The organism is Pseudonocardia autotrophica (assembly GCF_003945385.1).
GTDB classification, from domain to species: domain Bacteria; phylum Actinomycetota; class Actinomycetes; order Mycobacteriales; family Pseudonocardiaceae; genus Pseudonocardia; species Pseudonocardia autotrophica.
The window spans coordinates 1769979-1786915 of the sequence record NZ_AP018920.1 but is presented as its reverse complement, the minus strand read 5'-3'; the positions used below and the strand labels follow the sequence as shown (position 1 = coordinate 1786915).

The 16937-nt window shown below is 74.7% G+C and carries 16 protein-coding genes; 8 read left to right on the top strand and 8 right to left on the bottom strand.

The window, feature by feature from the left end:
- Window positions 1-52: 52 nt before the first annotated feature.
- The gene (locus tag Pdca_RS08645; RefSeq protein WP_232021472.1) at window positions 53-1009 is read right to left on the bottom strand and encodes an NAD(P)/FAD-dependent oxidoreductase; all 957 of its coding nucleotides are present in this window, start codon (window positions 1007-1009) and stop codon (window positions 53-55) included.
- Between the two features lie 75 nt (window positions 1010-1084).
- Here Pdca_RS08645 and Pdca_RS08640 point away from each other — a divergent pair, with 75 nt between their 5' ends.
- A complete protein-coding gene (locus Pdca_RS08640) occupies window positions 1085-1699 on the top strand; it encodes an MSMEG_1061 family FMN-dependent PPOX-type flavoprotein (protein WP_085913728.1) in 615 nt (204 codons plus the stop codon).
- Between the two features lie 87 nt (window positions 1700-1786).
- Here the strand turns inward: Pdca_RS08640 and Pdca_RS08635 are convergent, their stop codons facing one another.
- Both Pdca_RS08635 and Pdca_RS08630 read right to left on the bottom strand, forming a co-directional pair.
- The gene (locus Pdca_RS08635; protein ID WP_085913729.1) at window positions 1787-2728 is read right to left on the bottom strand and encodes an o-succinylbenzoate synthase; all 942 of its coding nucleotides are present in this window, start codon (window positions 2726-2728) and stop codon (window positions 1787-1789) included.
- An 11-nt stretch (window positions 2729-2739) separates the two neighbouring features.
- On the bottom strand, window positions 2740-4197 hold the full coding sequence (locus Pdca_RS08630) for a flavin-containing monooxygenase (protein ID WP_085913730.1): 1458 nt from the start codon (window positions 4195-4197) through the stop codon (window positions 2740-2742).
- Window positions 4198-4269: 72 nt separating this feature from the next.
- Here Pdca_RS08630 and Pdca_RS08625 point away from each other — a divergent pair, with 72 nt between their 5' ends.
- Together Pdca_RS08625 and Pdca_RS08620 are read left to right on the top strand one after the other, a co-directional pair.
- The gene (locus tag Pdca_RS08625; RefSeq protein WP_166665922.1) at window positions 4270-4878 is read left to right on the top strand and encodes a TetR/AcrR family transcriptional regulator; all 609 of its coding nucleotides are present in this window, start codon (window positions 4270-4272) and stop codon (window positions 4876-4878) included.
- 60 nt (window positions 4879-4938) lie between these two features.
- Window positions 4939-5700: a siderophore-interacting protein gene (locus Pdca_RS08620; protein WP_085913731.1), complete on the top strand. Its 762-nt coding sequence runs from the start codon at window positions 4939-4941 to the stop codon at window positions 5698-5700.
- A gap of 49 nt (window positions 5701-5749) precedes the next feature.
- Here Pdca_RS08620 and Pdca_RS08615 read toward each other — a convergent pair whose 3' ends face one another.
- Both Pdca_RS08615 and speG read right to left on the bottom strand, forming a co-directional pair.
- Window positions 5750-6535, bottom strand: coding sequence for a MerR family transcriptional regulator (locus tag Pdca_RS08615; protein WP_085913732.1), 786 nt, complete (start codon window positions 6533-6535; stop codon window positions 5750-5752).
- A gap of 383 nt (window positions 6536-6918) precedes the next feature.
- The gene (speG, locus tag Pdca_RS08610; protein ID WP_166665921.1) at window positions 6919-7446 is read right to left on the bottom strand and encodes a spermidine N1-acetyltransferase; all 528 of its coding nucleotides are present in this window, start codon (window positions 7444-7446) and stop codon (window positions 6919-6921) included.
- A 365-nt stretch (window positions 7447-7811) separates the two neighbouring features.
- Between speG and Pdca_RS08605 the strand changes: the two genes are divergently transcribed.
- Entirely contained in the window at window positions 7812-9473 is a 1662-nt protein-coding gene (locus Pdca_RS08605) for an AMP-binding protein (protein ID WP_085913733.1), read from the top strand.
- A 66-nt stretch (window positions 9474-9539) separates the two neighbouring features.
- Window positions 9540-10451 carry a sucrase ferredoxin gene (locus tag Pdca_RS08600; protein ID WP_085913734.1) on the top strand — a complete coding sequence of 304 codons (912 nt, stop codon included), beginning with the start codon at window positions 9540-9542 and terminating at the stop codon, window positions 10449-10451.
- A 40-nt stretch (window positions 10452-10491) separates the two neighbouring features.
- Here Pdca_RS08600 and Pdca_RS08595 read toward each other — a convergent pair whose 3' ends face one another.
- On the bottom strand, window positions 10492-11286 hold the full coding sequence (locus Pdca_RS08595; protein WP_085913735.1) for an HAD family hydrolase: 795 nt from the start codon (window positions 11284-11286) through the stop codon (window positions 10492-10494).
- A gap of 71 nt (window positions 11287-11357) precedes the next feature.
- On the bottom strand, window positions 11358-11834 hold the full coding sequence (locus tag Pdca_RS08590) for a GNAT family N-acetyltransferase (protein ID WP_085913736.1): 477 nt from the start codon (window positions 11832-11834) through the stop codon (window positions 11358-11360).
- Between the two features lie 193 nt (window positions 11835-12027).
- On the opposite strand from Pdca_RS08590, the gene Pdca_RS08585 reads away from it, so the two are divergent.
- Both Pdca_RS08585 and Pdca_RS08580 read left to right on the top strand, forming a co-directional pair.
- The gene (locus tag Pdca_RS08585) at window positions 12028-12573 is read left to right on the top strand and encodes a PH domain-containing protein (RefSeq protein ID WP_085913737.1); all 546 of its coding nucleotides are present in this window, start codon (window positions 12028-12030) and stop codon (window positions 12571-12573) included.
- Complete coding sequence (locus Pdca_RS08580) at window positions 12570-14594, top strand: PH domain-containing protein (RefSeq protein WP_085913738.1); 2025 nt, start codon at window positions 12570-12572, stop codon at window positions 14592-14594. Before Pdca_RS08585 ends, Pdca_RS08580 begins: the two co-directional genes overlap by 4 nt.
- Here Pdca_RS08580 and Pdca_RS08575 read toward each other — a convergent pair.
- Window positions 14557-16152 (bottom strand): helicase HerA-like domain-containing protein, encoded by a 1596-nt coding sequence (locus Pdca_RS08575; protein ID WP_085913739.1) that lies wholly within the window; start codon window positions 16150-16152, stop codon window positions 14557-14559. The two genes, Pdca_RS08580 and Pdca_RS08575, sit on opposite strands and share 38 nt — an antisense overlap.
- Before the next feature lie 81 nt (window positions 16153-16233).
- Here Pdca_RS08575 and orn point away from each other — a divergent pair, with 81 nt between their 5' ends.
- Window positions 16234-16875 carry an oligoribonuclease gene (gene orn, locus Pdca_RS08570; RefSeq protein ID WP_085913740.1) on the top strand — a complete coding sequence of 214 codons (642 nt, stop codon included), beginning with the start codon at window positions 16234-16236 and terminating at the stop codon, window positions 16873-16875.
- The last annotated feature ends 62 nt before the right edge of the window (window positions 16876-16937 follow it).

The following is a 16937-nucleotide window of genomic DNA, read 5'->3' as shown; positions in this document are numbered from 1 at the left end:
TCGGCCGGTCCGTCCAGCCGCCCGGCTCTGCTGAACGGCTCGGCCGATCCGTTCAGCCGCCCAGCCGCCCGGCCAGCTCGCGGCCGATCCGGAGCCCGGACAGCCACGCCGTCTGCACCCGGGACCGGCCCCAGCCGTCCCCGGCCAGGCCGATGCCGTCGTCGTCGAGGTGGAACGCCTGCTCCCGCTGCTCCCACGGGGCGGCGAACCGCCAGCGGTGCTGGTGCGTCCACTCCGGCTCGGCGCCGATCCCGAGCAGCCGGCGGACGGCGGCGGTCATCGTCGCGGTGGCGCCGTCGGGTACGGCGTCGTAGGCCCGGGCGAGCGCGCCGGTCGAGTGCGCGACGAGCACCGGGGCGCCGTCACCCCGCCGGTCACCGTCGTCGGCCACCGACGACAACACCGGATGGTCGTTGACGAACGCGGCCGGCAGCTCCGGCCAGTCCCGGTGAGCGAATCCGAGGGTCAGCGCCAGCACCGGGTCCCACTCCCGGTCCGCGACGGCCGCACCGGCCGCGGTGTGCGGGTCGAGCAGCCGGGCGGCCTGCGGATCCGGCATCGCGACGACGACCGCGTCGCAGGGTTCGCCGTCCACCCGGGGCCGCCCGTCCGGGCCGGGACGGACCTCCCGGACCTCCCGCCGGGTGTGCACCGTCAGGTCCCGCGCGGACTCGGTGACCAGCGAGCGCAGGCCGCCGGGCGCCGCCCAGCGCATCGGGCCGGGGCTGTCCGCGCCCCGGGTGCCCGCCACGAAGACGGCGAGGGTGTCGGTCCACTCGCGCACCAGCCCGTCCCGGCGCCAGCGGCGGACCCGCGCCTCGAACTCCTCGTCGGACACGGTGAAGTAGGCGGCCCCGATGTCGGCCGGGCGCCCGTCGTGGCGGTGCACCGCGAGCCTGCCGCCGACGTCGCCGGCCCGCTCCAGCAGCACGACGTCCACCCCACGGGCGGCGAGCTCCCCGGCACAGGTCACTCCGGAGATGCCGGCCCCGATCACGATCACACCCACGCCGACGAACTTAGGCCGCCGCTTCCCGCCCCGCCCGCCGGCGGTTAGGGTCACCTCACAACGAAGGGGGCCCGGATGGAGGACATCACCGACGAGGCGCGGCTGCGGGAGATCGTGGTCGAACCGTCGAAGGCGATCAAGGAGAAGGACCGGGACCATGTCGACGCGGTGACCGCCGAGTGGCTCGCGGCGTCGCCGTTCTTCCTGCTGGCCACCACCGGACCGGACGGCGTCGACGTGTCGCCCCGGGGTGATCCGGCCGGCTGCGTGCTGGTGCTCGACGAGGGCCGGGCGATCGCGTTCGCCGACCGGCGCGGCAACCACCGGCTCGACTCGATGCGCAACATCCTGCACGACCCGCGAGTCGGGATGATCTTCATGGTGCCCGGGTCGAACGACACCGTCCGGGTCAACGGCCGGGCCAGGATCGTGCACCGGCCGGACTTCGCCGATCGGCTGGCCGTCAAGGGCTCCACCCCGGAGCTGGCGATCGTCGTGCAGATCGACGAGCTGTACCTGCACTGCGCGAAGGCGTTCCTGCGGTCGTCGCTGTGGGATCCGGCGACGTGGCCCGGCAAGGGCGAGGTCCCGAGTGCCGGGAAGCTCGTGAAGGGGCAGTACCGGGTGCCCGGCCCGGCACGGGTGATCGACGCGGCGATGCGCCGGGAGGCCAGGGTCAACCAGTACTGACGCACTGCACACCCCTTGGCATCGGTTCACACCTGCTGCAGCGGGTGTGAACCGGGGCGAAGGGGTGTGCGACGGGGCACGGGGCGATCAGCTCAGCGCGGCGACCCGGGCGTACCGGGCCCGCCACCAGGCGTCGCGCTCCGGCGGGGCGGCGACCTGCACCCGGCGCACGGGATCCGGGGCGCGCCGCGGCACCGGGAGGGTCCCGGCATCGGGTAGCAGCCGGTCGGCGTCGGCGACGACGTCGTCGGCCAGCAGCGCCGCCGTGCCCAGCCCGCAGGCGTGGTGCAGCTCGGGCAGTGCCCCGGCGAGCGCGAGCCCGGCGGCCAGTCCGACGCTCGACTCGACCGCCGACGACACGACCACCGGCAGCCCGCACTCGGCGGCGATCCGCAGCGCGCGGCGCACCCCACCGAGCGGGGCGACCTTGAGCACCACGATGTCGGCGGCCCCGGCCCGCACCACGCGCATCGGGTCGTCGGCCCGGCGGACCGACTCGTCCGCGGCGATCGGGACGTCCACCGCGCGGCGCACGGCGGCCAGCTCCTCGACGGTCGCGCACGGTTGCTCGACGTACTCCAGTCCCCCGGCCGCCCGCTCGATCCGGCGGATCGCGGCGATCGCGTCGTCGACCGGCCAGGCCCCGTTGGCGTCCACCCGGACCAGGCCGGTGGGGCCGAGCGCGTCGCGCACCGCGGCGACCCGCTCCTCGTCGGCGCCCGCCGGTGCGCCCGGCTCGGCGACCTTCACCTTCGCGGTCGTCGCCCCGGAGGCCAGCACGATCCGCTGTGCGTGCCCGGGCTCGACCGCGGGGACGGTGCAGTTGACCGGCACCCGGTCGCGCACCGGTTCCGGCCAGCCGTCCTCGGCGGCCTCCCGGGCCGCGGCCAGCCAGGCCAGTGCCTCGCGGTCGTCGTACTCGGGGAAGGGGCAGAACTCACCCCAGCCGGCCGCGCCGTGCAGCAGCAGCCCCTCCCGGACGGTGATCCCGCGGAAGCGGGTGGTCATGCCGAGCGCGTAGACGTGCACGGCACACCACGCTAGGCGACCAGCTCGTGCGCGGCCGGATCGACCCGGCGGGTCCGGTTGCGGAAGGCGAAGGTGGAGCCGGGCCACAGCGTGCGGTTGCGGCCGTGGCGGTCGAGATACCAGGAGGCGCAGCCGCCGGATCCCCAGACCGCGGCGCCGAGCCTGCGCTGCAGCTCGGCGTTGTGCTCGTCCTGCACGTCGGCCCGGGTGTCGATCGCGACGGCCCGGTTGCGGTCGACCAGCGCCATCGCGTCGAGCACGTAGTTCAGCTGCGACTCGATCATGAGCACCATCGAGCTGTGGCCGAGACCGGTGTTCGGCCCGACGACGGTGAACAGGTTCGGGAAGCCGGCGATCGTGGTGCCGTGGAAGGCCTGCGCGCCGTCGCGCCACACCTCGGACAGCTTGACGCCGTCGCGCCCGGTGATCGCCATCCGTTCCAGCCCCTCGCCGACCCGGAAGCCGGTGCCGAAGACGATCGTGTCGACCTCGTGCAGGACTCCGTCGGTGGTGACGACGCCGTGTTCGGTGATCCGCTCGATCCCGGCGGTCTCGACGGCGACGTCGTCGCGGCGCAGTGCCGGGTAGTAGTCGTTGCTCATCAGGACGCGCTTGCAGCCCATCGTGAAGTCCGGGGTGACCGCGCGGCGCAGCTCCGGATCACCGGCGAACACCCGGCGCAGGTACAACCGGGCGACCCGCTCGGCGATCCTCATGACCCGCGGGTGCAGGAAGCCCAGCACCATCGCCTCGTGCCGCCAGTAGAGCGCCGCCCGGTAGCCGGCGCGCAGCCCCGGCACCCGGCGGAACGCCCTCCGGGTGCGGTCGCGGATCGGCTTGTCCGGCTTCGGGAGCACCCACGGCGCGGTGCGCTGGAAGAGCGTGAGGTGCTCGGCGACGGGAGCGACGGCGGGCACGAACTGGATCGCCGACGCCCCGGTCCCGATCACCGCCACCCGCTTGCCGCGCAGGTCGGCACCCCGGGGCCAGCGCGCGGAGTGGAAGGCGGTGCCGGCGAACCGGTCCAGGCCATCGATCTCGGGGACGGCGGGTTCGTGCAGGGCGCCGGTCCCGAAGATGACGTAGCGGGCGCGCAGCACCGAGCCGTCGGCCAGCCGCACGTCCCAGCACCGGCCGTCCCACTCCGCGCCGGTGACGTGCGCGCCGAACCGGATCCGGCCGCGCAGCCGGTAGTGGTCGGCGACGTCCTCCAGGTAGGAGCGGATCTCGGCCTGGCGGGCGAAGGTGCGGGTCCAGTCGTCGTTCGGGAAGAACGAGAACGAGTACAGGTGCGACTCCACGTCGCAGGCGCAGCCGGGATAGGTGTTGTCCCGCCAGGTGCCACCGAGGGTGTCGGCCTTCTCCAGCATCAACCAGTCCCGGCGGCCCGCCTCGTCCAGCCGGACGGCAGCGCCCAGCCCGGCGAACCCGCTCCCGACGATCAGTGTGTCGATCTGCTGCCCGGACATGCGCCCTCCCGACCAAGAGTGTTACCTGCGGTAACATACCACGGGTAACCTACTGCCGGTAACGTTCCCGCCATGACTCCGCGGGCCGTTCCGAACACGCGGCGCCGGGTGCCGCGGGCCGAGCGGGAACGCCAGATCGTGGACGCCGCCGTCGCCGTCTTCGGGGAGCGCGGGTACGCCGCGACCTCGATGGACACCGTCGCCGAGCGGGTCGGTGTCACCAAGCCGGTGCTCTACACGCACTTCGGCTCCAAGGAGGGGCTGCTGCTCGCCGCGATCGCGCGGGCCAGGGCAGAGCTGCTCGAGGTGGTGGCCACCGCGGCCGCCGCGACGACCGATCCGGAGTCGATGCTGCGCGACGGCACGCTGGCCTTCTTCACCTATCTGGACCGGCGGGCACCCGCCTGGCAGCTGTTCTGCTCCGAGGCCCGGGTCACCGACGCCGCACTGGAGGAGATCCGCACCCAGCAGACCGACTTCATCGCCGCGCTGCTCGCCGCGCAGGTTCCCGGCACCGCGCCGGAACGGCTGACCGGCTGGGCACAGGTGATCGTCGGGGCCTGCGAGCGGCTCGCGGTGTGGCGCGGGCAGGACGACGCCGTCACCGCCGAGCAGGCGACCGAGTACCTGATGGAGGTCGCCTGGACCGGGCTGGCCGGGCTGGGGCGGCGGGATCGGTAGCGGTTCCACCGGCCGGGCCGCGGGACGCGTCGTCGACCGCGTCCGGGAGACTGGGCCCTCATGAGCACGACCGCACCCCGCCTGCTCCAGGTCGCCCGCACCGAGCGGATCACGCCCGCGATGATCCGGGTGACCCTGACCGGCGAGGAGCTGGCCGACTTCCCCGGCCACGGCCCGGACCGCCGGATCAAGATGTTCTTCCCGGTCGAGGGCCAGGAACGGCCCGCGGTGCCGCGGGCGAGCACCGGTGGCCCGGTGTGGCCGGCCGGCGAGGCGCGGCCCGCGATCCGCACCTACACGGTCCGCCGCTTCTCCCCCGACGCCGGCGAACACGGTGAGCTGGACGTCGACTTCGTCGTGCACGCCGGTCACGGCCCGGCCGCGGCATGGGCGACGACGGCGGCGCCCGGCGCGTGGGTGGGGGTCTCCGAGCCGGGCGGTCGCTGGGAGCCCGATCCGGACGCCGAGCATCATCTCGTGATCGGCGACGAGTCCGCGCTGCCCGCCGTCGCCACCGTGCTCGAGACACTGGCCGCGGACCATCCGGCGGTCCCGGTGCGGGCCGTCATCGAGGTCGCCGACGCCGGTGAGGAGCAGCGGTTGCCGGGGGCCGCCGTCGTCGACTGGGTGCACCGGGGCGACGCCCCGGCAGGCACGCCGCTGGTCGAGGCGGTCCGCGCGGCCACCCTGCCGGACGGGCGCGGGCAGGCCTGGTTGTCCGGTGAGTCCGCGGCGGTCAAGGAGCTGCGCGGGCATCTGCTCACCGACCGGGGATTCGACCGGCGGGCGGTCTACGCGACCGGCTACTGGCGGGCCCGCTGACCACAGCGACCGGCGACCGGCGCGGCAGGGACCGCGGTCCGGGGTGGAGCTACCGGTCGGTCGATGGGCGGTCGGTCGATGGGCGGTCGGTCGGCGCGAGGTCCTCGGAGAGCTTCCGGATGAAGTCGTCCATCGCCTCCTGCATGGTCTGCCGGAACGCCCCCAGCAACGACTGGGTCGCGACCGGCTGCAGCGCCTCCACCGCGGTCCGCAGGTCGGCGACCCCGCTGCGCGGCAGACCTGCCTCCACGTGCCGGCGCCACACCTCGTCGCGGAACAGCTCGACGAACACCTCGGAGATCTCCCGGGTGCGTTCCCGCAGCTCCACCCCGACCCCGAGGACGGCGTCCGGCGACAGACCGAGCGCGACGGCGTGTGCCCCGGCCCGCATCATCGACGGATTGAGGATCCGCAGCCTGCCCGGCCGGGGTCGTTCCACCTGCCCGGACCCGGTGAGCCGGGCGACCGCCTCGGCCGGGAGCTCGGTGCCCGCCCAGCTCCCGAAGTCCGCCTCGTCGATCTCGACCGGCTCCTCGGGCTGCCAGGGCGCGAGCATCCCCCGGTAGAGGCGCAGTGCCTCCTCGGCGCTGCTCGACGGTGTCTGGTTGATCAGGACTCCGATCGCGGCGAGTGAGAACCCGCGCCGCTGCAGCCCGGAGATCAGATCGAGGCGGGCGAGGTGCTCCGGCCCGTACCAGGCGGTGCGCCCGCGCATCTCCCCCGGCGGGAGGAGGCCGCGGGACAGGTGCGCGCGCACGTTGCGCACGGTCATCCCGGCCAGCGCCGCGAGCCGGTCGATCGGGTACACGTCGCCCGAGGACGAGGATCCGGACATCGGTCCGGATCCTACCCGCGGACGCCCGCTCCGGCCTGCCGTCGCGGACCCACCGTGGCCGTCGCCGATCAACGGTGACACGACCCGGACACTGACCACGGCGACATCGTGATGCCATCGATCGACGCATGATCTCTGCAGCTCACAGGCTCCTCCGGAGGAGACGTTGACATAGCGACACCCTCAGCGAGTACTGTTCGGCGGTGTCATCGTCATACGGGTGGACGCGGCCTCGGCCGCGCCGGCGGGCAGCTCACCGGCCCTCCGTGACCCGGGTGCCGGTGACCAGCCGGACGTCGGCCGCATGCCCGCGGCCGGCGCCCACCGGGCCGGCCGACGGGCCCCCCTCCCTGCCGGCCGGTCCGGGCCCGCGGGGGTCCGGTTCAGCTCCGGCCGAGGTGCTCGCGCTGCAGGATCGCCATCCGGTGAGCGTCCCGGTAGCGGCCGTCGGCGAAGTACTCCTCGCGCAGCGTCCCCTCGACGGTGAAGCCGGTCTTCTCGTACACCCGTACCGCTCGGGGGTTCTCGACGTCGACGACCAGGTAGATCTTGTGCAGGTTCAGCACGCCGAACGCGTAGTCGAGCGCGGCGGAGGTCGCCCGCCCGGCCAGCCCGCGGCCCTGGTGCCCGGGGTGCACGATGATCTGGAACTCGGCGTTGCGGTGGATGTAGTCGATCTCCACCAGCTCGACCAGGCCGGCCCGTTCACCGGCGCAGTCGACGACGAAGCGGCGCTCCCGGTTGTCGTGCACGTGCCGGTCGTAGATCTGCTGCAGCTCGACGAGCGCCTCGTAGGGCTCCTCGAACCAGTAGGACATGATCCCGGAGTCGTTCGACAGCTCGTGCACGAACGGCAGGTCGTCGCGCTCGAGTGCGCGCAGCCGCATCTCCGGTGCGGTACCGCCCGGCATGCTCAGCGATCCGCGCGAACCCGCTGCGGAGTGCACGACGGACAGTCCCGCCAGAGCACGGTTCGCGCATCGGCCGGGCGGGCCTCGCCGCACCGGCAGACACCGGCGATCCCGCCGGAACCGGGCATGGTCCTGGCCGGGCGACCGGCCCGGGCGAGGGTCCGGCCGGAGGCGGACGTGCGGGCAGGCAGGTACAGACGCATCAGGATCCCCGACGATGTGGTGGGAGGGTGGCGACCGTTGGGTCACCCACAGGTACTTCGTCCTCACTCTACGAAACATGACGGACAGGCCCCGTGAGCTCTGACACAGATCACCGCAACGAGTCCGGCGACCACCCGGATGTCCCTGCGAGACTGCGGTTCATGGCCGCCTCCCCGTTGATCCGGAGCCTGACCGGCACCGCCCGCACCGCCTACGAACTGGGCAGCGGCACCGCACGGGCCGGCGTCGCGCTGACCCGGTCCGGGGTCGTCCGCCCGGTGGGGCCCGGCCGGCTGTTCGGCATGGGGCGCGCCCTGGTGCGCTACGGCCACAGCATCACCGCGGCCTTCGCGGTCGGCGCCGCCCGGCACCCCTACCGGCTGGCCGTGGTCGACGAGGACGGCGTCACCACCTACGCCGAGCTGGAGGAGCGCACCGACCGGCTGGCGCTGGCCCTGCTCGACTCGGGCGCGGGACCCGGCGCACCGGTCGGCGTCCTCTGCCGCAACGCCCGCGCCCCGATCGAGACGATGATCGCCGCCGGGAAGACGGGCGCCGACATCGTCCTGATCAACACCGGACTCTCGGCCGAACAGCTGCGCGGCGTGCAGGAGGAGCAGGGACTGCACACCGTCGTCGTCGACCAGGACTTCCTGGAGATCGTCCCGGCCGGGCCACGGGTGGTGCTGACGTCCGTACCGGACGGTCCGCGACCGGCCGGGGACCGGGCACTGGACGATCTCGGATCGATGGTCGCCCGGGGCGGGCCGGGTGAGCTGCCGTTCCGGCCGGAGCCCTCCAAGCAGATCGTGCTGACCTCGGGCACCACCGGCACGCCGAAGGGCGCCAAGCGGCCGCACCCGTCCACCCTCGCCCCGGCGGCGTCGATCCTCTCGGCGATCCCGCTGCGCGCGGCCGAGCCGGTGCACATCGCCGCGCCGCTGTTCCACACCTGGGGCAACGCCGGGCTGCTGCTGGCCGCGCTGCACGGCGCGACGGTGGTGCTGCGCCGCCGCTTCACCCCCGAGGGCTTCCTCGGCGCGGTCGCCGAGCGGCGCTGCACCACGGTGTTCGCGGTGCCGGTGATGCTGCAGCGGGTGCTCGAGTCGCAGGCGCAGGGCTGGGGCTCGGAGCACGCCCCGCGGATCGTCGCGGTCTCCGGTTCGGCGCTGCCCGGCGGGCAGGCGGGCGCGTTCATGGACCGGTTCGGCGACTGCCTCTACAACCTCTACGGCTCCACCGAGGTCTCCTGGGTCTCGATCGCCGGGCCGGAGGACCTGCGCGACGCTCCCGGCACCGCGGGCCGCGCCCCGGCCGGCACCACCCTGGTGATCCTCGACGAGAACGACGAGCCCGCCGGACCGGACGTCGAGGGCCGGGTGTTCGTGGGCAACGACCTGCCGTTCGACGGCTACACCGGCGGCGAGGCCGACCTGGAGGAGCGCAACGGACTGCTCGGGACCGGCGACGTCGGGCACCTCGACGCACAGGGCCGGTTGTTCCTGACCGGCCGGGCCGACGACATGATCGTCTCCGGCGGGGAGAACGTGCACCCGGGACCGGTGGAGGAGCTCGTCTCCGGCATGCCGGGCGTCCGCGAGGCGTGTGTGCTGGGCGTCGCCGACGACGAGTACGGCCAGCGATTGGCCGCCTGGGTCGTGCGCGACGCCGGGGACAGCACTGTGACCGCCGACACGATCCGCACGAAGGTCCGGTCCGACCTGGCGAAGTTCGCCGTCCCGCGGGACGTGCACTTCCTGGACGAGTTGCCGCGCAACCAGACCGGAAAGGTGCTGCGTGCGGAGCTGCCCGGGCGGGAATGACCCCCGACCGGGTGGGCCGGGCACTCCCGACTTGAACTTAGGCTCGCCTTCCCTACACTGTCACAGATGACGGTGACGGACGTGCAGCGCGGTTCCGCGTCCGCCCCTGCCCGCCCGGGCACCGGTTGCGCGGTGCTGAGCGGCGCCGCCGGTGAACCGCTGGCCGGCACCGCCCCGTCGGCGCGCCGGCTGGTCGCCGTGGAGCACGTCGGCGCCTGGCCGCGCACGGTCGCCGACCATCCCGATCCGGATGTCACCGAGCTGTTCCACCGGCTGCGGGCCGACGGCGTGGTGCTGCTGCTGATCCGGCGCACCGGCCGGGCCGGGCGGGACTGCGACGGGGAACGTACCGTCTACGTCGCCGATCTCGCCCCGGGTGCGTCCCGGGTGACCAGCCGCACCGTCTGCAGCACCGACGACCTGGCCGGGATCTCCTTCGAGCCGGACGCCGGCGAGCCGGTCACCGATCCGGCGATGCTGGTCTGTGCACACGGCAGGCGCGACGTGTGTTGTGCCGTGCAGGGGCGGGCGCTGGCCGCGGAGCTGGCCGCCGAGGGCGCCGACGTCTGGGAGTGCACGCACCTGGGCGGGCACCGGTTCGCACCGACCGCGCTGGTGCTGCCGACCGGCTACACCTATGGCCGGCTCGACACCGGTAGCGCACTCGCCGCGCTGAAGGCCGCCGGCGGCGGGAACGTCGATCCGTGGTCGTGCCGCGGGCACGCCGGGCTGGAGCCGGCCGCGCAGGTCGCCGAGCTCGCGGTCCGTGAGCACACCGGCATCGGTGACGCGGGCGCGCTGCTCGTGGAGCCGGTGAACGGCCCCGGCCCGGTCGTCGTCCGGGCCCGGGACGGCCGCCGGTGGGCCGTGGACGTGCGCGCCGACAGCGGGCTGCCGCCGCGGCCGCCGTCCTGCGGGGCGGCCCTGGAGCCGACCACACCGCTGGTCGCGGCCACCCCGGTCGCGTTGCGCGACTAGCGTCCCGGCGCCGGCAGAACCGGCGCTGGTGGGACCGGCGCTAGAAGAACCGGCGCTGGAAGATTCGGCGCAGCGCGGCGGCGAGACCGTCGTCGGTGACCGGCGCGGTGATCTCGTCGGCGTCGGCCAGAACCTCGGGCGGAGCCTGCCCCATCGCGACACCGTGCCCGGCCCAGCGCAGCATCTCGCGGTCGTTGTCCCCGTCGCCGACGGCGAGCACCTCGGACCGGTCGATACCGAGCCGCGCGGCGACCCGGGCCAGGCCGGACGCCTTGGACACCCCGGCCGGCACCAGCGTCACCCAGGGCTGTTCGTGATCGAGGGTCATCGTGGTGCCGTCGACGTCGAGCGCGGCGGCGCGCGCCGCGGTCTCGGCGGGTGTGCGCCCCGGCCAGTAGGTGATCAGCTTCGGGGTCGGTTCGGCCAGCAGGCCCGCGTGTCCGACCTCGGTGACGGTCCCGGCGAGCAGGCCGTCCGGGAACGGGCCGCTGACCCGCTGGCCGACGCCGACGTGCTCGGACGCGAACACCGCGTCCGGGAACAGCTCGCGCAGCCGGGTCAGGGCGGCGGTGACGTCGAACCGGGCCACCGAGAGCACCTCGCGGGACGCGGTGTCCATCTCGACGGCGCCGTTCGAGGTCAGCGTGACGCCGCTGGTGAGCCCGATCTGGTCGAGCGCCACGGCGGCACCGATCACCGTGCGGCCGGTGCAGAGCATCACCTCGGCGTGCTCGGCGGCCGCGGTGATCGCCGCCCGCACGGCGGGGCTCGGCGGGAGCCTGCCGTCGACGATCGTGCCGTCGATGTCCAGTGCGACGAGGCGGGGGCGGGGCACGCCCCGACCCTAGTTGCCGGGCCCCGGTGGGCCCGGCCCCACCATCGCCGACGCCATCACCGGCGCCCGGGTCATGGCAGCGCGTATCGGTGGACGCCGTCGACGGTCCCGGTGTGCTGCATGCCGAGCCGTTCCAGCACCCGCACCGAGGCGAGGTTGCCGGGTTCGACGCCGGCGACGATCCGCCGCACCCCGCCCGCCATGGCCAGCCCGACCAGCGCCCGGGCGGCCTCCCCGGCGTACCCGCGACCGCGCCGGGACGCGACGACGCCGTAGCCGACCTCCAGCCCGCCGGCGCCGTCCGGGAACAGCCCCGCCCCGCCGACGACGAGCCCGGTGGCCCGTTCCACCAGCAGCCGGTGCCCGTAGCGGCCCCAGCCGGGCCCGTCCGGCGTGCCGGCGAGGAGCCGGGCGACGACCCGGTCGCCGTCCGCGGGGAAGTCGGTGGCCCAGCCGTCACAGCGGGTGCCCGCGACGACGGCCGCCACGGCCGCCGGCGTCCACGGGCGCAGCAGCAGGCGCGCGGTCGGCAGGTCGGACCCGGTCATCGCAGACCATCCTCCTCCCTCCTCCGCCGCGGCACCGGCCCGTTCCCCGGCTGTGCTGCCGGGCGCGCCGGTTCGGCGGCTGCGGTGGTTCCGCCGACCGCCCGGGTGCTCACCCGCTCAACTTTCGGACACGGCTCCGTGACGGACGGCGCGGACGCATGCCCGGGCCGCCCGGGTTCGGCAGAGTGGGGACATGACCGCCACCGGCCCACTCACCACCGGCGACGCCGCCGACGCCGGCGCGCTCCCGCTGCCACTGCGCCCGCCCGCCAACCGGGTGAGCCCGCGCGCGATCTGGTGGTGGCGGTTGCGCGCGGTGCCGACGCCGGTCGTGCTGCTGGTCGGGCAGGGTGTCGGGTGGTCGCTGCTGCCCGCCGACCCGTGGCACGGCCTGCTGATCGCGACGATCGTCCTGACCGTGCTGTGGCTGCTCGTCGGGGCGCTCGTGGTGCCGGCGCTGCGCTACCGACTGCACCGCTGGGAGGTCACCGACGAGGCCGTCTACCACCGGTCCGGCTGGCTGGTCCGCGAGTGGCGGATCGCACCTATCCCGCGGGTGCAGACGGTCGACACCGAGCACGGCCCGCTGCAGCAGGCGCTGCGGGTGGCCACGGTGACGGTGACGACGGCGTCGGCCCGCGGTCCCGTCCGGATCGCCGGTCTCGACGCCGACGAGGCCCGTGAGCTGGCCCGGCGGCTGACCGAGACGACCGGCCGGTACCCCGGGGACGCGACATGAGCGACCGGGAACCCCGGGACCACCGCCCGGACGCCGGCGACCGGCACCCCGCGGAGCCGGCCGGGACCGGCACCCCGGCCGAACCCCGGCCGGGCACCCCCGGTGGCGCACCGGGCCAGGCCACCCCCGCACCGCCCACCACCGGCCACACACCGGGCCAGGCCACCCCCGCACCGCCCGCCACCGGCGGCACGCCGGGATGGGCGGCCCCCGGCGGTCCGGCACCGGACGCCGTCGCGTCCGGCAGGGCCGTCCCCGGGCCGACCGCACCGTGGGACACCGGGCGAGCGGCCGCACCGGACCCCGGGCCGCCCCCGCCCGCCTACCCACGCCCCGGCGCGCCCGTCGTGCACGGGCCGCCGCCCGGCCGCCCGGGTGCGGCGACCGAGCACCGGGAGACCGCGGGGATCCCGCCGCCCTGGGCGCGCTACCCGTCCCCGATCGGATCGGAGGGCGCCCCGCCTGCGCCCGGTGACGACTGGCGACGGCTGCCCGCGATGATGCTGCTGGTCGCGCCGGCGACCGCGCTGGTCAAGCTCGCACCGGCTCTGATCGCGCTGCTGATCTTCGGCGCGGGCCGCGGCAGCGCGACGCAGCTGTGGATCGCCGCCGGGATCGCCGTGCTCGCCGTCGTGGCCGGGATGATCCGCTGGCAGACCACTCGCTACCGGATCACCCCGGAACGCGTGGAGCTGCACAGCGGGCTGCTCAACCGGCAGCGCCGCTCGGTCCCGCGGGACCGGATCCGCACGGTCGATCTCACCGCGCCGCTGCTGCACCGGCTGGTCGGGCTGAGCGTGGTGAAGGTCGGCTCCGGGCAGAGCGCCGGATCGGACTCCGGACTCGATCTCGACGCCGTCACCACCGTCGAGGCCGAACGCCTGCGCCGCGAGCTGCTCGCCCGTCCCGCCGACCGGACCGGGCCGGACTCCGCACCGGACGCCGCCGATCCCGGCCCGGACACCGAGCAGGCCGAGGAGCTCGACCGCATCGACTGGTCGTCGCTGCGCTATGCCCCACTGACCGTCAGCTCGCTGGCCGCCATCGGGGCGCTGGCCGGGGCCGGCTGGAACCTGCTGCGCGAGGCCGACATCGACCCGCGGACGCTGCCCGGCGCCGATGCCGTCACCGGGGAGCTGACCACGGCTCCGATCTGGGTGTCGGCGCTGCTGGGGGTGGCGCTGCTGCTGATCGTGATGGTGGTCGGCTCGATCGTGCTGTTCGTCGAACGCTGGTGGGGTTTCCGGCTGACCCGGGAGCCGGACGGCACCCTGCGGGTCCGCCGCGGGCTGCTGACCCGGCGGTCGCTGTCGGTCTCCGAGCAACGGCTGCGCGGGGTCACCGTGACCGAGCCGCTGCTGGTCCGGGCGGTCGGGCGGGGCGCCCAGGCGGGCGCGCTCACGGTCGGGCTGGCCGGGGCGGGCGGCGAGGAGACCGGCGGCGGTGCCATCGGCCCACCGGTCCGCCGGGACCGCGCGCACGAGGTCGCGGCGACCGCGGCCCGCGCGGAGCCCGCGATCACCTCCGGGCCGCTGACCGCGCATCCCGCGGCCGCCCGCACCCGCAGGCTGGTCCGCGCGACCGTTCCGGCGCTGGTGCTGCCGGCCGCGGCGGGGGGTGTCGTGTACCTCGGCGGTCCGGTGTGGCCGGTCGTCGTCGCGGTGCTGCTGCTGCTCGCCGCGGTGCCGCTCGGGCTGGACCGCTACCGGGCGCTGGGGCACCGGCTCGACGAGCGCTATCTCGTCGCCCGGCACGGCTCACTGGTCCGGACGACGTCGGCGCTGCGCCGCGACGGCCTGATCGGCTGGCGGATCCGGCAGAGCCTGCTCCAGCGCCGGGCCGGCGTGCTCACCCTGGAGGCGACGACGGCGGCCGGTTCCGGATCGGTGCTGGTGCTCGACCTGGCCCCGGCCGACGCCGTCGCGCTGATGGCGGAGATCACCCCGGAGGCCGTCGCGGGCTTCCGCGCCGGGGCGTCCGCGGTCAGCGCCGGCGGCGGGTCCCGAACAGGCTCCGGGTGATCTCCCGGGTCACCGTGTTCGTGATCTGCCGTCCGGTCGGCGACGACAGGAACTCGCCGATCTTCGAGAACAGCCCGCCGGAGCGCTCCTGCTCCGGCGGCGGAGGCGCGTCCGCCGGGGCGGTGGGCGCCTCGACCGGCGTCGCCGCCTCGCCCGGACCGGTCGCGATCCGCTGCGTCAGCTGCTCGTAGGCGGAGTCCCGGTCCACCGGCTCCCCGTACTTGGCCTGCAGCGGCGACCCGGCCGCGGACTCGCGCACCGCGTCGTCGCCGATGGCGGCCATCAGCGACCGCGGTGCCCGCAACCGGGTCCAGGCGACCGGCGTCGGGGCGCCGCGCTCGGAGAGCACCGTGACGATCGCCTCACCGGTGCCCAGCGAGGTCAGCGCCGACTCCAGGTCGTAGACGTCCGACCTCGGGTAGGTCTTGACGGTCCGGTTGAGCGCCTTCTGGTCGTCCGGGGTGAAGGCGCGCAGTGCGTGCTGCACCCGGGCGCCCAGCTGGGAGAGCACCGCGTTCGGGATGTCGGTGGGCAGCTGTGTGCAGAAGAACACACCGACGCCCTTGGACCGGATCAGCTTCACGGTCTGCTCGATGCGCTCCAGGAACGCCTTGGACGCGTCGGCGAACAGCAGATGCGCCTCGTCGAAGAAGAAGACCAGCTTCGGCTTGTCCAGGTCGCCCGCCTCGGGCAGCTCCTCGTACAGCTCGGCGAGCAGCCACATCAGGAACGTCGAGAACAGCACCGGGTGCGCGGCGCGCTCGGCGAGCTGCAACAGGGTCACGACGCCGCGCGGACCGTCGGGCCCGTCGATCTGCCGCATCAGGTCGGCCGGATCGAACTCCGGCTCGCCGAAGAACGTGTCGCCGCCCTGGGCCTCCAGGTTCACCAGCGCGCGCAGGATCACCCCGGCCGTCGCCGAGGACACCCCGCCGATCCCCTTCAGCTCGGCCTTTCCCTCGTCCGAGGTCAGGTGTGTGATCACCGCCCGCAGGTCCTTGGTGTCCAGCAGCGGCAGCCCGCGCTGGTCGGCCCAGTGGAAGATCAGCCCCAGGGTGGACTCCTGGGTGGCGTTGAGCCCGAGCACCTTCGACAGCAGGATCGGCCCGAAGTCGGTGATCGTGGCCCGGACCGGGACCGCGATCCCGCCGTCGCCGAGCGAGAGGAACTGCACCGGGTAGGCGGTGGGAGTCCAGTCGTCACCGGTGTCGGCGGCCCGTGCGTCGATCTTCGGATCCGGCTCGCCGGGGCGGGCCATCCCGGACAGGTCGCCCTTGACGTCGGCGAGCAGCACCGGCACACCGTGATCGGACAGCTGGCCGGCGAGCGCCTGCAGCGTCTTGGTCTTGCCGGTGCCGGTCGCGCCCGCGACCAGGCCGTGCCGGTTCAGCGTCGCGAGCGGGATACGGACCCCGGCCTGGGGGTCACAGACGCCGTCGACCAGTACCGTGCCGAGTTCGAGCGCGGCGCCGTCGGTCGCGTAACCGGCGGCCACCGCCCGGGCCGGGGAGTCGGAGCCGGCTGGGGTGTCGGAGGTCGCTGGGGTGTCGGAGGTCACGGAGCCGCAGCGTAGGGCACTCACGCGGACGTGCGGCGTGAGGCGCGCGCCGGTCGAACCGAAGTCACATAGTCTGCACCGATGACGGACCGGCTGGTGTGGATCGACTGCGAGATGACCGGGCTCGACCTCGGCAAGGACGCGCTCATCGAGATCGCGGCGCTGGTCACCGACGGCGATCTGAACGTCCTGGGCGATGGTGTCGACGTCGTGATCAGCTGCGACGAGGAGAAGCTCGCCGGGATGCCGGACGTCGTGCGGGACATGCACGCCCGGTCCGGGCTGACCGAGGAGGTCCGCCGGGCGACGGTGACCCTGGAGGAGGCCGAGCAGCGGGTGCTCGACTACGTCCGGGCGCACGTCCCGGACGCCCGCAGCGCGCCGCTGGCCGGCAACTCGATCGCGACCGACCGTGGATTCCTGACCCGCGACATGCCCGAGCTCGACGGCTACCTGCACTACCGGATGATCGACGTCAGCTCGGTCAAGGAGCTCGCCCGCCGCTGGTTCCCGCGGGTGTTCTACGCGAAGCCGGAGAAGGGCCTGGCGCACCGCGCCCTCGCCGACATCCAGGAGTCGATCCGGGAACTGGCGTACTACCGCAAGGCGCTGTTCGTCGCCCCGCCCGGACCGACCACGCAGCAGGCCCAGGCGGCGGCCGCCGCCGTCGCGGACGTCGCCGCGGGAGTGGATCCGCAGGCCGGAGACGGTCCGCGGGCCTGAACGAGCCCTGCGGGAACCCCCGCGCGGCCGCCCCCGGGCGGGGGGCTATGCTGTATCAGCGC

What these genes read in the sequence shown, in the direction of transcription:
- Pdca_RS08615 (WP_085913732.1), bottom strand. Translation starts at nt 6,535, where the DNA reads ATGTCCGGATCCTCGTCCTCGGGCGACGTGTACCCGATCGACCGGCTC.
- Pdca_RS08580 (WP_085913738.1), top strand. Translation starts at nt 12,570, where the DNA reads ATGAGCGACCGGGAACCCCGGGACCACCGCCCGGACGCCGGCGACCGG.
- Pdca_RS08600 (WP_085913734.1), top strand. Translation starts at nt 9,540, where the DNA reads ATGACGGTGACGGACGTGCAGCGCGGTTCCGCGTCCGCCCCTGCCCGC.
- Pdca_RS08585 (WP_085913737.1), top strand. Translation starts at nt 12,028, where the DNA reads ATGACCGCCACCGGCCCACTCACCACCGGCGACGCCGCCGACGCCGGC.
- Pdca_RS08605 (WP_085913733.1), top strand. Translation starts at nt 7,812, where the DNA reads ATGGCCGCCTCCCCGTTGATCCGGAGCCTGACCGGCACCGCCCGCACC.
- Pdca_RS08630 (WP_085913730.1), bottom strand. Translation starts at nt 4,197, where the DNA reads ATGTCCGGGCAGCAGATCGACACACTGATCGTCGGGAGCGGGTTCGCC.
- Pdca_RS08625 (WP_166665922.1), top strand. Translation starts at nt 4,270, where the DNA reads ATGACTCCGCGGGCCGTTCCGAACACGCGGCGCCGGGTGCCGCGGGCC.
- orn (WP_085913740.1), top strand. Translation starts at nt 16,234, where the DNA reads ATGACGGACCGGCTGGTGTGGATCGACTGCGAGATGACCGGGCTCGAC.
- Pdca_RS08620 (WP_085913731.1), top strand. Translation starts at nt 4,939, where the DNA reads ATGAGCACGACCGCACCCCGCCTGCTCCAGGTCGCCCGCACCGAGCGG.
- Pdca_RS08640 (WP_085913728.1), top strand. Translation starts at nt 1,085, where the DNA reads ATGGAGGACATCACCGACGAGGCGCGGCTGCGGGAGATCGTGGTCGAA.
- Pdca_RS08590 (WP_085913736.1), bottom strand. Translation starts at nt 11,834, where the DNA reads ATGACCGGGTCCGACCTGCCGACCGCGCGCCTGCTGCTGCGCCCGTGG.
- speG (WP_166665921.1), bottom strand. Translation starts at nt 7,446, where the DNA reads ATGCCGGGCGGTACCGCACCGGAGATGCGGCTGCGCGCACTCGAGCGC.